General features: G+C 63.7%; 9 protein-coding genes. 4 read left to right on the forward strand and 5 right to left on the reverse strand.

Annotated features, from left to right (window positions below; genetic code table 11):
* Positions 1-11: 11 nt before the first annotated feature.
* Complete coding sequence (locus tag ASD58_RS08370) at positions 12-1,136, reverse strand: CmpA/NrtA family ABC transporter substrate-binding protein (RefSeq protein ID WP_057260661.1); 1,125 nt, start codon at positions 1,134-1,136, stop codon at positions 12-14.
* A 36-nt stretch (positions 1,137-1,172) separates the two neighbouring features.
* On the reverse strand, positions 1,173-1,766 hold the full coding sequence (locus tag ASD58_RS08375; protein ID WP_057260662.1) for an ANTAR domain-containing response regulator: 594 nt from the start codon (positions 1,764-1,766) through the stop codon (positions 1,173-1,175).
* Between the two features lie 49 nt (positions 1,767-1,815).
* On the opposite strand from ASD58_RS08375, the gene ASD58_RS08380 reads away from it, so the two are divergent.
* From ASD58_RS08380 to ASD58_RS08390, 3 genes are read left to right on the forward strand one after another with little or no spacing between them, the layout of a single operon-like run.
* A complete protein-coding gene (locus tag ASD58_RS08380; RefSeq protein WP_057260663.1) occupies positions 1,816-2,427 on the forward strand; it encodes a DUF2238 domain-containing protein in 612 nt (203 codons plus the stop codon).
* A complete protein-coding gene (locus ASD58_RS08385) occupies positions 2,402-3,331 on the forward strand; it encodes an AEC family transporter (RefSeq protein WP_082565297.1) in 930 nt (309 codons plus the stop codon). The genes ASD58_RS08380 and ASD58_RS08385 overlap by 26 nt, the downstream gene beginning before the upstream one ends.
* Positions 3,332-3,355: 24 nt before the next feature.
* Entirely contained in the window at positions 3,356-4,171 is an 816-nt protein-coding gene (locus ASD58_RS08390) for a hypothetical protein (protein ID WP_057260665.1), read from the forward strand.
* Positions 4,172-4,240: 69 nt separating this feature from the next.
* Here ASD58_RS08390 and ASD58_RS32120 read toward each other — a convergent pair whose 3' ends face one another.
* The 3 genes from ASD58_RS32120 to ASD58_RS08405 form a co-directional block, all read right to left on the reverse strand.
* A complete protein-coding gene (locus tag ASD58_RS32120) occupies positions 4,241-8,893 on the reverse strand; it encodes a glycoside hydrolase family 2 TIM barrel-domain containing protein (protein ID WP_082565298.1) in 4,653 nt (1,550 codons plus the stop codon).
* Between the two features lie 80 nt (positions 8,894-8,973).
* The gene (locus ASD58_RS08400; RefSeq protein WP_057260666.1) at positions 8,974-11,919 is read right to left on the reverse strand and encodes a TonB-dependent receptor; all 2,946 of its coding nucleotides are present in this window, start codon (positions 11,917-11,919) and stop codon (positions 8,974-8,976) included.
* Positions 11,920-11,962: 43 nt separating this feature from the next.
* Complete coding sequence (locus tag ASD58_RS08405; protein WP_057260667.1) at positions 11,963-13,420, reverse strand: glycosyl hydrolase family 28 protein; 1,458 nt, start codon at positions 13,418-13,420, stop codon at positions 11,963-11,965.
* Positions 13,421-13,632: 212 nt separating this feature from the next.
* Here ASD58_RS08405 and kduI point away from each other — a divergent pair, with 212 nt between their 5' ends.
* Positions 13,633-14,478 carry a 5-dehydro-4-deoxy-D-glucuronate isomerase gene (gene kduI, locus ASD58_RS08410; RefSeq protein WP_057260668.1) on the forward strand — a complete coding sequence of 282 codons (846 nt, stop codon included), beginning with the start codon at positions 13,633-13,635 and terminating at the stop codon, positions 14,476-14,478.
* Positions 14,479-14,486 lie beyond the last annotated feature (8 nt).

The following is a 14,486-nucleotide window of genomic DNA, read 5'->3' on the forward strand; positions in this document are numbered from 1 at the left end:
ACGCTCCTTCGCTACATGCGGATGTCGAAGGACTCGGCGTAGCGCTCGGGGTCCCTGCCATCCCAGGTGGCCCCGTCCATCAATACCGAACTGCGCAAGGTGCTGGCGGGGATTGGAGTCTCCGTAATTTCTGCCGCCTCTTTATATAGGGCGATCTGGTGAATCTTGAGGGCCACGCCGAGGTAGTCGGGCGACGCCTTGAGCAAACCCCAGCGTTTTTGCTGGGTCATGAACCACATGCCGTCCGACAGGTAGGGGAAGTTGGCCGCGCCTTCCTGGTGGAAGCGCATGCTGTGCGCATCTTCCCAGTTGCGGCCCATGCCGTCTTCATAGTGGCCGAGAATGCGCTGCCAGATCACGTCCTTGCCGGTGTTGACATATTGGATGGCGGAGATGATCTCGGCCATCGCCATGCGGTTGGCCGAACTGGCGTCGATCCAGCGGCTGGCCTCCAGCACGGCAGCGACCAGGGCGCGCGCGGTATTGGGATTGCGGCGCACGAAATCAGCGGTGGTCGCCAGCACTTTTTCCGGATGGTCGGGCCAGATCTGCTGGCTGGTGGCAATGGTCACGCCCACGCCGTCCATCACGGCGCGGTGGTTCCACGGCTCGCCGGCACAGAAGCCGTCCATGTGCCCGGCCGCCAGGTTGGTCGCCATTTGCGAGGGCGGCACCGTGATCACGCGCGCTTCGCGCAATGGGTGCACGCCGTGCGCCGCCAGCCAGTAATACAGCCACATGGCATGGGTGCCGGTCGGGAAGGTCTGGGCCCAGCGCAGCTCGCGCTCATGCGACACGGCGGCAACCGCGGCGCCATCGCGCACGCCCTCGTCCACCAGGCGGCGCGACAGGGTAATGGCCTGGCCGTTGCGATTCAAATTCATCAAGATGGCCATGTCGCGCCGCGCCGAACCCACGCCGAGATGGGTTGCATAGACAAGCCCGTACAGCGCGTGGGCAGCATCGAGTTCGCCGGTCAGCAGCTTGTCGCGCACGCCGGCCCACGAGGTCTCCTTGCTCAATACGATGCGGATGCCGTGCTTGCGGTCCAGGCCGAGCACGCACGCCATCACCAGCGACGCGCAATCGGTCAGCGGGTTGAAGCCAATCCTGACGATGTCTTTTTCAATCTGCATACTTCACTCCTGCCGGCAATGCACCGTGACGGTGCATCAACCGAGCAAATCCTCCGCGTCCAGGATGCGCTGCGCCAATTCGGCCAGCTTCAGGTTTTTGTTCATGGCCATGCTGCGCAGCTTCTGGAAAGCCTGGTCTTCGGTCAGGCCCTGGCGCGCCATCAGGATGCCCTTGGCGCGCTCCAGCAGCTTGCGCTCGGCCAGCTTGAGGCGGGTCCCTTCCAGCTCGTCCAGCAGCTTCTGTTCGCGCTTGAAGCGCACCAGCGCCACGTCCAGCACGGGCTTGATGCGCTCGGGCTGCAAACCCGCCACCACATAGGCGGAAACCCCCGCCGCCATTGCCGCTTCCATGGAATCGGCCTTGTCGTCTTCGGTGAACATGACGATGGGGCGGCGCTCGTCGCGGGTGGCAATGACGATGTGTTCGAGCACGTCGCGCGCGTCCGATTCGGCGTCGACAATGATCATGTCGGGCTGCAGGCGGGCGATGTGTTCGGGCAGGTGGAAATCGGCCGGCAGCGAGGCGACCAGGTCGTAGCCCGCCTCCGCCAGCCCGGAATGCAGGGCGTGCGCGCGTGCCTCACTTTCGTGCGGCGGGTGGATCAAAACGATGCGTAGATTGCGGCTCATGACAACTATCGAGCAAGAAGCGGGCCAGCTTTCGAGTTAATATCGCAGAATGAACCGAATTCTCTCCCCCCTGCACCTGGCGCTGGGCGCCATTGTCATTCTTGCACTTGCCTGGTCCGGCATCGCTCCCTACGACCGCACCACGTGGTGGATGGAGGTGGCGCCCGCGCTGATTGCCCTGCCGCTGATGGCCGCGACCTACCGCAGTTACCGCCTGACCGACCTGCTTTACGTGCTGATCGCCGTGCATTGCATAATCCTGATGGTGGGCGGCGCCTATACCTATGCGCGGGTGCCGCTCGGCTTCGAGCTGCAGCACTGGTTCGGCCTGGCGCGCAATCCCTACGACAAGATCGGGCATTTCGCGCAAGGCTTCGTGCCGGTGATGGTGGCGCGGGAAATCCTGCTGCGCGGCCGCTATCTCCCGGCCGGCAAGATGCTGGCCTTCATCGTGCTTTCGATCGTGCTGGCAATCAGCGCGGCCTATGAACTGATCGAATGGGGTGCAGCCCTGGCCCTGGGCCAGGGCGCCGACGAATTCCTCGGCACCCAGGGCGACCCGTGGGATACCCAGTCCGATATGTTCATGGCCCTGATCGGCGGCATCGCAGCGCTCTTGACGCTGACCCGCCTGCATGACCGCCAGCTGGCCAAACGCTAAGATGCTGGCCTCGATCGTTCCAGTCTTCCTGCTCATCATGCTGGGCGTGGCGATCCGCCAGTCGCGCTGGATGCCGGACGACTTCTTCCCTTCGGTTGAGAAGTTCTCCTACTTCATCGCCTTTCCCGCCCTGCTGTTCACCGGTACTTCGCGGCTCGACTTCCATGGCCGCCTGGTGGGCGAACTGGCGCTGGCGACCTTGCTGCCAACGCTGGTGGTGGCGGGAATTGCCCTGCTCTTGCTGCTGCCCTGGCGCGCGCTGCCCGCCGCCAGCCGCTCGTCCGTGGTGCAAGGCGCGATCCGCCCCAACAGCTACTTCGGGATTGCCGTTTCCGCCCTATTTTTCCCGCCGCAGACGGCGGCGCTGGTGATGCTGGCGCTGGCCTTGTGCCTGCCGGCGGTGAACCTGCTCTCGATCCTGGCCTTGTCCTGGTGGAGCGGCAGCCAGGCACACCTGGGCAAGGTGGCAAGGACGCTGGCGACCAATCCCATCATCCTGTCCACGCTGGCGGGAATAGGCGCGAGCCTGGCCGGACTGGCCTTGCCGGCGCCGTTAATGAATACCCTGGACATCCTGGGCAAGTCGGCGCTGGCGCTTGGCCTGGTTTCCGTCGGCAGCGGCCTGGTGTTTTCGCTGGAAGGCTTGCGCCCTGCGGCATTGGCCCTGACCTCCGCGCTCAAGCTGCTGCTGTTGCCGCTGGTGGCCTACCAGGTCTGTGCACTATTCGGCCTGCCGGAAGCGGTGGCGCTGGCTGCCGGTTTCTATTGCGCGCTGCCGACTGCACCCAACGCCTACATCATGGCACGCCAGTTGGGCGGCGATGCCAGGCTGATGGCGTCGCTGATAACTATGCAAACTTTGCTTGCTGCTATAACGATTCCAGCGACGGCATGTTTTCGATAACATGGCCATGCGATAGTAGTGTCCATGGACACTCACTACCGCCTGATCGCCATCGATGAAGGACGCCAGCAGCTCATGCTGGTGCATACCAACTTGCCGCACCCGGTGTGGGTACTGGACCTGGCAGATTATCCGCTGGCGCGCGATCTGCAGCGCCTGGACGGGCAGCGCGTGCTGGTCGGCTTCGCACGCGGCTTCTTCGAACTGGATATCGCCAGCGGCCACGTGCTGGCTGCGTGCGACCGCTGGCACAACGTCACCGCCGTCCAGCGCCGTGCCGATGGCTGTACCCTGGTCACCGGCATCGACCTTGACGGCAGCGGCGGCGTCAACGTGCTGACGCTGGACCGTGACCTGGCTGTGGTGCACTGCGCCCGCCGCGACGGCGACTACGTGCGCCTGATGCGCACCACGCCGCAGGACAGCTACCTGCTGTGCACCAACGACCATATTCTCGAAACCACGCCCGACCTGGCAACGCTGCGCAGCTTTGAAGCGGCAGGATTCGAACATGCGTGGAAGGCGGAGCGCCTGGCAGACGGCGCTACCCTGGTCTCGGCCGGTTATGGCGCCTTCATGGCGCGCTTCAATGCGGACGGCATTTGCGTCAAGCTGTTCGGCGACGAAGGCACCGTGCCGGCTGAAGTGGCGCCATTCTTTTACGCCAGCTTCGAGCGACTTGACAATGGCCGCCTGCTGGTCGCCAACTGGCAGGGCCATGGCCCCGATAACGGCCGCAAGGGCCGCCAGCTACTCGAATTCAACGGCGACGGCGGGCTGCTGCGCAGCTGGAGCTTTGGCGGCCACATCTCTTCCTTGCAGGGCATCCTGCTGGTATAAAAAAATGGGCACGGACGGCTGGCGTCCGTGCCACAAAAAACTAGCCTGGCGTTGGGAGTGCCTGGCCGGTCAGAGAGACACGTTGAAATCGTCGACGTCGACGAAGCCGCCACCTTGCGCGCTGGATGCGGCGCTGAACAAGCCCATGCGGGCACCGACCCAGCGGCCGGCGGTGGCGCTAAATGGTTGGCCGAATACCTGGTAGTTCTTGTTGTCCAGGCTATAGCTGAAGGTGGCATGGCCGCCTTCAGCCATCTGCAAGCGCAGGTAGACGCGGCGGGCGGGCAGCTTGACGGCGGCTTGCTCCTCGTCGCGGCAGCCCGCCATCGCTTTCAGGCAGGTGTCCAGTACCAGGCGGTTGGCGCCGCCGCTGCGCTGCACGCCAATCCAGGCGTAATCGAGGCCGTACAACAGCAGGCCGCTGCTGTCGCCGTCGCCCAGGCCGGACAGGTCGAGCGTGGCCGTCGCAGTGAACTGCGCCGCAGGCAGTTTTTGCAGCAGCAGCGCGGCGCGGTTCCACAAGCTGGCCTGCTGCGTGGCTTGCGCGTCGTACTGGCTGAGCAAGCGCAAGCTGCCCGGCTTTGCCTGCAGCGAAAACCAGGCGGGATTCCAGTTGGCATTCCATTGCCATTGCAGGCCCAGTTGCGGGCCGTCGAAACTGTCGCTGGTGGCCGGTGCCACCGCATCGAAGCTGCCGGCAACCGGCTGGCGGTAATGGCTGACCGGCTGGCCGATACCCTTGCCGTCCTGCTGCTCGCCCATCACTGGCCAGCCATCCTGCCAGAGCATCGGCTGCAAATGCACGATGCGGCCATAGGCGCCCTTATCCTGGAAGTGATAGAACCAATCGCCGCCATCGGGCGCCTGCACCCAGGCGCCCTGGTGCGGGCCGTTGCTGGCGCTGCGGCCCTGGGCCAGCACAATCTTCGCCTCATACGGTCCTTCGATGCGGCGCGAGCGGAACACCGACTGCCAGCCCTGTTCCACGCCGCCGGCGGGAGCGAAGACATAATAATAGCCCTGGCGCTTGTACAGCTTGGGGCCTTCCAGCGTGTGGTAACCGGCGAACTTGCCGCCGTCGATGACGTTGCTGCCCTTGTCGTCCAGCAGCCGGCTGGCATCCGGCGCCATGGCGCGCAGCGTCAGCACGTTATTGAAACCGGCACGGCTGCGCGCCCAGGCGTGCATCAGCCATGCCCTGCCATCGTCGTCCCAGAAAGGAGCCGGGTCGATGATGCCTTTACCGGCCAGCAGCAGCATTGGCGCGCTCCAGGGGCCGCGGAAGTCCGCGGCCGTCATGACATACACGCCCTGGTCCGGATCGGGATAGAAGATCCAGAACTTGCCGTCGTGATGGCGCAATGCCGGAGCCCATACGCCTTTGCCGTGCGCCGGGCGCTCGAATTGCGCGGCCGGCACCAACTGCGGCAAGGCATGGCCGACCAGCTGCCAATGCACCATATCGCGCGATTCCAGCAGCGGCAGGCCGGGGGCGCTGTTGAAGCTGGACGCGGTCATGTAGAACGTGGCGCCGACGCGGATCACGTCCGGATCGGCGTAGTCCGCGTGCAGCACAGGGTTGCAGTAGTCCGGCGCCAGCGCTGCGGCAACCGGCCTGGCTGCGGTGGGCGCAATTGTGAAGCTGTAGCGCGCAGGCTGCAGCTTGATGCGGTAGCGCACCAGCGGCCGGCCGTCGGGGCTCCAGCCGGTGTCGCCGCCCACGCCGGCCTGGGCCAGGTCGACCAGCAGGCTGCCATCGCCGTGCGGGACGATATCAGCGTTATGGCGCATGCCGCGCGGGCGCAGGTACAGGTCTTCATACGGGAAGGCCAGGACGTTCATCGACAGCGCTTGCGCGCCGCTCACGCGGATGCCGGCGCCACTTTCATCGGTCAGCGCCAGCCACCGCACGCCGCTCTTGTTGCCGCTCTCCTGCGGACGCAGATAGCCGGTGTGGTACTGGTCGGCCACCTTGCCGCCGTAGCGGCCCAGCGCGGCGCCCGTCAGGCGGTCGGCATAGGATTCCTGCGGGCCGCGGCCGTACCAGTTCACGCTGTCCAGCGCAGCACTGTGATTGAAGCGCAGGCCGAGGCGCAGCGGGTCCGGAAGGTCGTCGCGCAGCGGTGTGAATGCCGCATCCACCAGCAGCCTGCCGCCGGCATCCATGCGGTAAATGGTTTCCCACTCCGCCGCACCGGCGCCGAACGCATACTGCACCTTGACGAAGTCCCGGCCGGTTTCGATGGCGCGCAGTTGGCGCTGTTCGCTGAATTTCTGCCATACCTGGTGGCTGCGGTCGACGCCCGTGCCTTCGTCATTATCGGTCATGCCGCGCCAGAAGTTCGGCATGCCGCCCTTCAGCAGCAGCTGGCCATTGGCGCTGTAGCTGACCAGGCCCGAGTTGGCATCGATCTCCAGCCGCGCCTTGCCGGCAGCCAGCGTGACCGAACCCGCCGTGCGCAGCGGCGCGGCCAGCTTGCCAGCAGGCGCCGGCGCTGCCGCTCTGGCAACGATAAACTGCGACCAGCCAAGCACGCTGCCTGCCGGCACGCCATGGGTCGAATCCGGCTTCGCTCTGGCGCGCAGGGTCAATACCAGCTCGCCGCCATCGGCTTTGACGGCGGGCAGCCTGAAGGCGAATGGCCGCGCGGCGCCGGCCGGCGCATTCACGCCTTCCAGCTTGCCGCCGGCGACCGGCACGCCGTCGCGCGCCAGCATCCACTCGAAGTCGAAGCCGGACAGGTCGCGAAAATCGTAGCGGTTCACCACCGTCAGCTTGCCGCTGCGCGGATCGCCTTCGAAGACGACCGGCGAGTACACTTTCTGCAGCTCGTAGTATTCCGGCTGCGGGGTGCGGTCGGAATCGACCACCCCATCGCCTACCACGCTGTTATCGCCGCGCTCGAGATTGAGGTCGAAGCCGGAAGCCCAGTATTCCCGGCCTTGCGCGTCTTTCGCGCGCACACCCTGGTCGACCCAGTCCCAGACAAAGCCGCCCTGCAGCTTGCGGTGGGCGCGCATCACTTTCCAGTAATCCTCCAGGTTGCCCAGCGAATTGCCCATGGCGTGGGCGTACTCGCACTGGATCATCGGCTGGCTGTAGCGCGGGTCGCGCGCATAGCCGGCCATCTTGTCGATGTCGTCGTACATCGGCGCATAGATGTCGACGTAGGCGTTCGGCAGGTGCTCTTCGCCGATGGTGCCATGCCCCAGGTAGCTGATCAGGCGGCCCGGGTCGCGCTGGCGGATCCAGGCTGCGGCCAGTTCGAAATTCATGCCGGTGCCGGCCTCATTGCCCAACGACCAGATGATGATGGAAGGATGGTTCTTGTCGCGTTCCACCATGCGCGAGACGCGGTCCAGGTGGGCGTCCTTCCAGCTTTCCTGGTAGCCCAGCTGGGTGGCTGCGCGCTGCGCCGGATCACCCGCGGCGTCCCCTTTTTCCATGTATTCGTGCGATTCGATATTCGCTTCGTCCAGCACGTACATGCCGTATTCGTCGGCCAGGTCGTACCAGCGCGGGTCGTTCGGATAGTGCGAGGTACGCACGGCATTGATGTTGGCTTGCTTCATCAGTTCCATGTCGCGCCGCATGGAAGCCATCGACATCACGCGGAAGGTATCCGGATCATGCTCGTGGCGGTTCATGCCCTTGATCATGATGCGCTTGCCGTTCACGCGCACTTCGCCGTCCGCCACTTCCACCGTGCGAAAGCCGATCTTGCGCGCGGTGGCGGACAGCAGCTTGCCGTCGGCATCGCGGTATTCGAGCAGGAGCTGGTACAGGTGCGGCGTTTCGGCGGACCATGGCTTGACGTCGGGCAGCTTGCCGCGCAGCGCCGCCCGTCCTGACGTGACAGCGGCTTCGGCTCTCAGGACGGGCCTGCCGCCATCCAGGACGGTGGCGACCACGCGGCCGCCGGCGGACCGGCCTGCCAGGGCCGCGTCCAGCACGAAGATGCCGTCGCGGTAGCGCGCCTTGTCCAGCGTAGCGCTCACCATGAAGTCGCGCAGGTGCGACTTGGGTTCGGCATACAGGTACACGCTGCGCTCGATGCCGGAGACGCGCCAGAAGTCCTGGTCCTCCAGGTAGGAGCCGTCGGCCCAGCGATACAGTTCGATGGCGATGGTATTCGCGCCTGGCCGCACATATTTTCCGATATTGAATTCGGACGGCAGCTTGGAGTCTTCCGAATAGCCGACCTTTTCGCCGTTGACCCAGATGTAATATGCCGCCCCCGCTGCACCGATGTGCAGGAAAACGTCGCGCTCCAGCCAGTCGGCCGGCACGTCGAAGCCGCGCCGGTAGGAACCTACTTCGTTCAGTTCATGCGGGATGAAAGGCTGATTGGCAGGGAACGGATACTTGATGTTGGTGAAAATGGGCTTGCCATATCCCTGCGCCTGCATCATGCCCGGCACCTGGATGGTTTTCCAGCCGCTGGTGTCGAAGTCCGGCTTGTAGAAATCGGCCGGCCGCTGCGCCACACCCTGCGTGTAGGCGAATTGCCATGCTCCGTCCAGGGAACGGAAATACTGCGATGCGGCCATATCGCCGGCCAGCGCCTTTTCCACGCTCTCGAAGTTGAAGAACGTGGCCTTCATCGGCTCGCGGTTAAGCGCAACAACCTGGGGCTGTTCCCATTCCGGCGTGGCGGCGTCCGCAGCGCAGGAAAACGCTGCAGCCAGGAGCAACGGCGCGAAGATGAAACGAATATTCACTCAAACCTCTTCTAAAACGTGCCGGAGCGCGTCATTGCGACGTCGCCCCGGCACCAAGGTGCGTCATGCACCGGGACACCTTACTTGTTGCCGAACGTGTAGTTCAGGCCAAGGCTGTACGTGCGGCCGTTGTAGAAGTGCTGGAACTCCATCGCGGTCTGGGTCGGGCCAGGCTCGCCGATACCGCGGTTCGCCGCTTTGTTGAGGATGTTCGCGGCGTTGAAGCGCAGCGTCAGTTCGTCCGTCAGGCGGTAGCTGAGCGAACCATCGAGCAGGCCGTAGGCTTTGATGTAGCGCGCCCAGATCGGGTATGGATCGACGTTAAACAGCACCGATGGCGAGCGCCAGGTATAGACCAGGCGCGCCGACAACCTGCTGTCTTCGTACATGCCGGACAGGCTGAAGTTGTTCTTCGAGACGAACGGCTGCATCGTATCGACGATCTTCGGCGCAGCGGCGGTGCCGAAGTTGACCGGGTTGGAAGTCTTGACGTAGCTGTACGAAGCGGACACGCCGAAGTTGTTCAGCAAGCCGTAGTCGGAGTCGAAGAAATACTGGCCCGCCACTTCGAAGCCGCGCGCATAGCCCTTTTCGGAATTGACCGACTTCACCATCGAATACTGGCCATTGCTGCAGCCGTTCTCGAACACGCCGGTGTAGGCCGGCGCGGTCGTGAGCGTTTCGCAGGAAATGATCCCGTTCGGGAAGTCCTTGATCTTCTTGTCGAACAGGGCCAGCGACGCGTAGTTGGTCTTGTTGAAGTAATGTTCCAGCGAGATGTCGAAGCTGTCCGCCACCAGTGGCCTGAGCTGGGTGTTGCCGATGCTGCCGGTGCCGTTGGTGGTATTGACGCTGACCACCGGATTGAGCGAGCCAATGCCTGGACGGGTCATGCCGCGGCCATATCCCAGGCGTACCAGGCTGTCCGGCGCCGCTTCGTAAGTCATATTGAAGGTCGGCAGCACATTGTTGTAGCTGGAGGTCTGCACCACGTCGACGATCTTGCCGGTGGCAACATCGGTGGTGCGCGCCGTCGCCTTGGTCTGGGTGCGTACCAGGCGCACGCCGATGTTGCCCCTGATGCGGTCATGCAGCGCGCTGAAGTCGCCCACCATGTAAGCGGCCGAGTTGTGTTCGCCGAAGATGCTGCGCGCGCCCTGGTTTTCAGGGTAGGAGCCTTGCGCCAGGATGCCGGCATTGGGGAAGGCGTTCTTGACCTGGTCGCCCAGCAAGGCGTCCGGCGTGTACACCAGGTAGCCCCCGCTGTAACCGGCTTCGCCGCGCATGAAGTTGGTCGGCGCCTGCTCCAGGTTGCCGGACAGGGTGGTGGCCGGCAAGGCGTTCGAACGGCTGGCATTGACATCCTTGGCATCGGTGGTCAGCCACTTGCTGAAGCCGTAATTCTGGAACAGGTCGTGCTGGTAGGCGACCCGGGTGCCAAAGCGCAGCTTGTGGAACCAGCCGTCCATGTCATAAGTACCGGACAGCGCCAGCGCATAGCCGCTGTCGGTATTGTGGTAATTCTGGCCGTTGTTATAGTCCTTGAACACGAAGTTCTGCGGATCGCCCAGGCTCGGGCCGCTGAAGTTCAGGTAATGCGGCGCGCCATCGGCGACGCGGCTGGTCGACCACTGCAGGCCGGCTGCCGAATCCATCCGGATCGAGCGGTTGTCGCTCTTCTTGTCGGACTTGATGTAGTTGGCGTCGGCCTTGAGCGACAGGCGCGGGGTCGGGCTCCATTCGGCGCCGACCGCGCCGATCATGGTTTCCCACGGCGTGTGCTCGTCGCCGCCAACGGTGGTCACGGTCGAATTGAGGAAGGTGCCGCTCAGTAGGCGCTTGTTGAGCACCTGGTCGTTGCTGCCGCCGTTGCTGTTGCGGTTAGCCAGTTGTTCATCGTAGTTGAACGGTGTGGTCTGCAGGTTCTGCACATTGGCGCCATCGTTCGAGTTCAGGCCGCGGTAGTTTTGGTGGTACAGGAACTTGAAGTAGTTCGCTTCGGTGTAGAAGCGCAGGGTGTTGCTGACGCGGTAGTCGGCCGCCAGGTTCAGCCCCTTGCGTTCGCGCATGATGGTTTCCTGGAACACGTTGCTGTTGACCCAGGAGCCCACCATCACATTGCTTTGCTGTTCGGCGCTCAGGCCGGCCATGTTCGGCGTCTGCGCGCCGCTGGTCGGCACGTTGACCAGGGCGCTGATGTCGCTGCGGCCGACATAGGCCGACATCGGCTGGCTGGTGGCGTTGGCCGTGTTGGCGGCGGCCAGGGTGGCATATTCGGCGCTGTCGGCGCGAATCGCGCGCTTCAGGCTGGGACCGCGGTTGGCAGGGTTGTTGTCGTTGCGCGTGGTGCTCTTCTGGTAGGTGGCGGCTGCCATCACGCCGATGCGGCTGCCGCCGCCCAGGTCGAAACGGTTGGCGATCAGGCCAAACAGTTCCGGATCGGCTTTCCTGGCGAGGTCGTTTTCACGGTAATTCACGCCCAGCGACACCGTCAGGTTCTTGAAATCGCTCGGGTTGCGCGTGCGCACGTTGACCAGGCCGCCGATGCCGCCTTCGATGTGTTCCGCCGACGGGTTCTTGTAGACGTCGATGCCGGCCACCATGGCGGGAATCGCCGCCTCGACGTTGAATTCGCGGCCGCCGGCGCTGAAGTAGGAGCGGCCGTTGGTCTGGAAGCCGGTGTAGCCAAGGCCGCGGATGGTCACGCCGGACCCGAAGCCGCCCCATGGCGCGGAAGCCTCGCCACCGAAACGGTAGGACTGTACGCCGGGAATGCGGGTCAGCGTTTCGCCGACATTGGTATCGGGCAGCTTGCCGATGTCGTCGGCGGTGATCGAGTCGACCACTTCCATGGTATCGCGCTTGATGGCGACCGACGAACGTGCGCTGGCACGCATGCCCGTCACGATCACGGTCGACGCCGCGTCCGCTTGCTGCTCCTGCGCCATGGCTTGCGGCGCAAAGGCCTGCATCACGGCCAGTGCGACGCCGGACAGTTGCAGGGTCATCCTGTTTTGCTTGTTCATACTCCATCTCCTCCAGATATTATTTTGAGTACTGCGAAGACTGCTAGCGGAAGCTCACCCCGCTGACGTATTGACCGATGTCGAGCAGGTTGGATGCTGGCCCGGTGAGGCGCTTGCCGGCTACCGTCACGTTGTCGATGACGATGTTGCGTACCTGCCGGCCCGTGTCGTGGCCGTAGATAAGGGACGCGCTGGGCGAGCCCTTGCCGGTGTAGCTGATATTGCGCAGCGTGACATTTTCAATGCCGCGCCCGGGACTGGTGTTGTACTTCGGGGTATAGGCAATGTGCAGATTGAACAGCTTGCCCTCCTCGATGCGGTCGACGCGGATGTCCTCGAACACCACGTCGCGCACCAGGTTGTCGTCGCCGGCCATGATGCCGATGGCGCCTTCGTACTCGGGTTCATCCTCGTCGTGTTCGAGGATGTCGATATTGCTGAAGCGGATGCGCTCCAGGACTTCCGGCTGCGGATGCTCCGGCGTCGGCGTATTGCCGTGGATGCCGATCATCACCGCGTGCGCCACGTCGGCCCACAGGGTGGAATCCCTGACCGTGACGTCGCGCGTATTGCCCCAGATGTCCCAGCGATGGTTGTACAGCGTGATGCAGTCGTCCGAGGTACGGATAAAGCTGTCGCTGATGCGCACCCGTTCGCAGGCGAAATGGCCGAGGCCATCGGACCACTTGCCGGCGCCGATACTGCGAATGCTCTTCTCGTCGACGTCCTGCGAACTGATACAGCGCATGGTGCCGTGCGGCTGGTTGATGAAGATGAGCCCGTCGATGCTGACGTTCTTCGAATTGCGGATGGCCTGCATCTCGACGCCGTCGAATACGCCGTCGCTGATCACCTTCACGTTTTCCACCCCATCGATGACGAGGGGATTTTTCAGGAAGGCCGAACCGTCGATATATACCGTGCTGTTGGAGCGCAGGCGGAATTCTCCACTGTGGACGCCGGGACCGAAGTACACCACGGGCTGGGTGAAATCGGGCATTTTGCCCTGGCCGATGCCGTAGCTGTCCAGGCCGGCCTGTTGCGCCGGCATGTCCTGGCGGATGGCATGGGTGAAGATGTGCAGGTTATGCAGCCGGTCGTCGTCGAATTCAACGCTCAGGTTTTCCGGGTGCTGCAGGGTGAAATAGGCGACGCCGTCGCGCACTGCCGGCGTGAGGCCGCGGTTGCCGGGCCGCACCTGCACCTTGGTGAAGCTGCCGTTGTTCTTCTGCACCGCCACTTCCACCGCGCCGTCGAAATTGAAGTAGACCATCGAGGCATCCTGCTGCGTATCCAGGTCCACCTTGGCGCGGTATTCATACAGGTCCTGCCATGCGCCGCCCGGGGTGCGCACCCGCACCGTGAAATCGTCGTTGTGGTGCGAATAGCGCACCGTTTGCGGGAAAGGGAACACCTGCAGGCGGTCGGCGGCCAGGGCGGCCGCCGGCATCAGCAGGGCGAGGCAGGCGCACGCCGCGCCCCTCAGCAAATCGTGGAACATGTCTCCTCCATTGCTTTTTGTTCTCCGGCCTTGTTATCGATAACGGAAATCGGCGGCCGGATGCTTGTGTTTTTGATGCGTTTTTTTACATGCTAGTGACACTTTGCTGGGCAGTGGAATGAAAAAACGGCGCTTATTTATACGAAATTGGCATAGCTTTGCGACGCCATAGGGGAATATACTTGTTATCGATAACAGACTGGAGACGGTAAATGTTCGACAAGCGCTTCCACGCGACACATCCCGCCATGATGGCGGGCGCCAGCAACGACCAGCTGCGTGAACGCTATCTGCTGGACGGCTTGTTCCAGGCCGGGCGCCTGGTCCTCCACTACAGCCACCACGAGCGCTTCGTGATTGGCGGCGCAGCGCCGCTGCACGCCGCGCTGGAACTGCCGCGCCAGGGCGAGCCGGCCGCCGCAGTGGGCCAGCCTTTCCTGGTGCGGCGCGAGCTGGGCATCATCAACGTCGCTGGCGGCGGCCGCGTGACCGTCGATGGCGCAGTATTTGCGCTGGCGCCGCGCGATTGCTTGTACGTGCCGATGGGGTCGGGCGATGTCAGCTTCGCTTCCGACGATCCGGACAATCCGGCGCGCTTCTACCTGGTCTCGACGCCGGCCCATGCGCGTTTCGAACTGAAGAAGATCAGCCACGCCGACGCCGTGCCGCTGGAGCGCGGCAGCATGGAAACTTCCAACGCGCGCACCATCTACCAGTACGTGGTGCCAGGCGTGTGCCAGTCGGCCCAATTGCTGCTCGGCCTGACCGTGCTGAAGACGGGCAGCGTGTGGAATACCATGCCGCCCCACCTGCATGAGCGCCGCTCGGAAGTCTATTTCTATTTCAGCCTGCCGGAGAATGAGCGCGTGTTCCATTTCATGGGCCAGCCGGACAGTGCGCGCCATATCGTGGTCGCCAACGAAGAAGCGGTGGTATCGCCGCCATGGTCGATCCATATGGGTTCCGGCACCTCCAACTATGCCTTCATCTGGGCCATGGGCGGCGAGAACCTCGACTACACCGACATGAACGTGCTCGATATCTGCCAGTTGAAATAAGGACGCCG

This window comes from Duganella sp. Root1480D1, assembly GCF_001427305.1.
Taxonomy (GTDB): Bacteria; Pseudomonadota; Gammaproteobacteria; order Burkholderiales; family Burkholderiaceae_D; genus Rugamonas.

Excerpts from the sequence above, each read along its gene's own strand:
- ASD58_RS08400 (WP_057260666.1), bottom strand. The coding sequence starts at position 11,919 with ATGAACAAGCAAAACAGGATGACCCTGCAACTGTCCGGCGTCGCACTG.
- ASD58_RS08380 (WP_057260663.1), top strand. The coding sequence starts at position 1,816 with ATGAACCGAATTCTCTCCCCCCTGCACCTGGCGCTGGGCGCCATTGTC.
- ASD58_RS08370 (WP_057260661.1), bottom strand. The coding sequence starts at position 1,136 with ATGCAGATTGAAAAAGACATCGTCAGGATTGGCTTCAACCCGCTGACC.
- kduI (WP_057260668.1), top strand. The coding sequence starts at position 13,633 with ATGTTCGACAAGCGCTTCCACGCGACACATCCCGCCATGATGGCGGGC.
- ASD58_RS08385 (WP_082565297.1), top strand. The coding sequence starts at position 2,402 with ATGACCGCCAGCTGGCCAAACGCTAAGATGCTGGCCTCGATCGTTCCA.
- ASD58_RS08375 (WP_057260662.1), bottom strand. The coding sequence starts at position 1,766 with ATGAGCCGCAATCTACGCATCGTTTTGATCCACCCGCCGCACGAAAGT.
- ASD58_RS08405 (WP_057260667.1), bottom strand. The coding sequence starts at position 13,420 with ATGTTCCACGATTTGCTGAGGGGCGCGGCGTGCGCCTGCCTCGCCCTG.
- ASD58_RS08390 (WP_057260665.1), top strand. The coding sequence starts at position 3,356 with ATGGACACTCACTACCGCCTGATCGCCATCGATGAAGGACGCCAGCAG.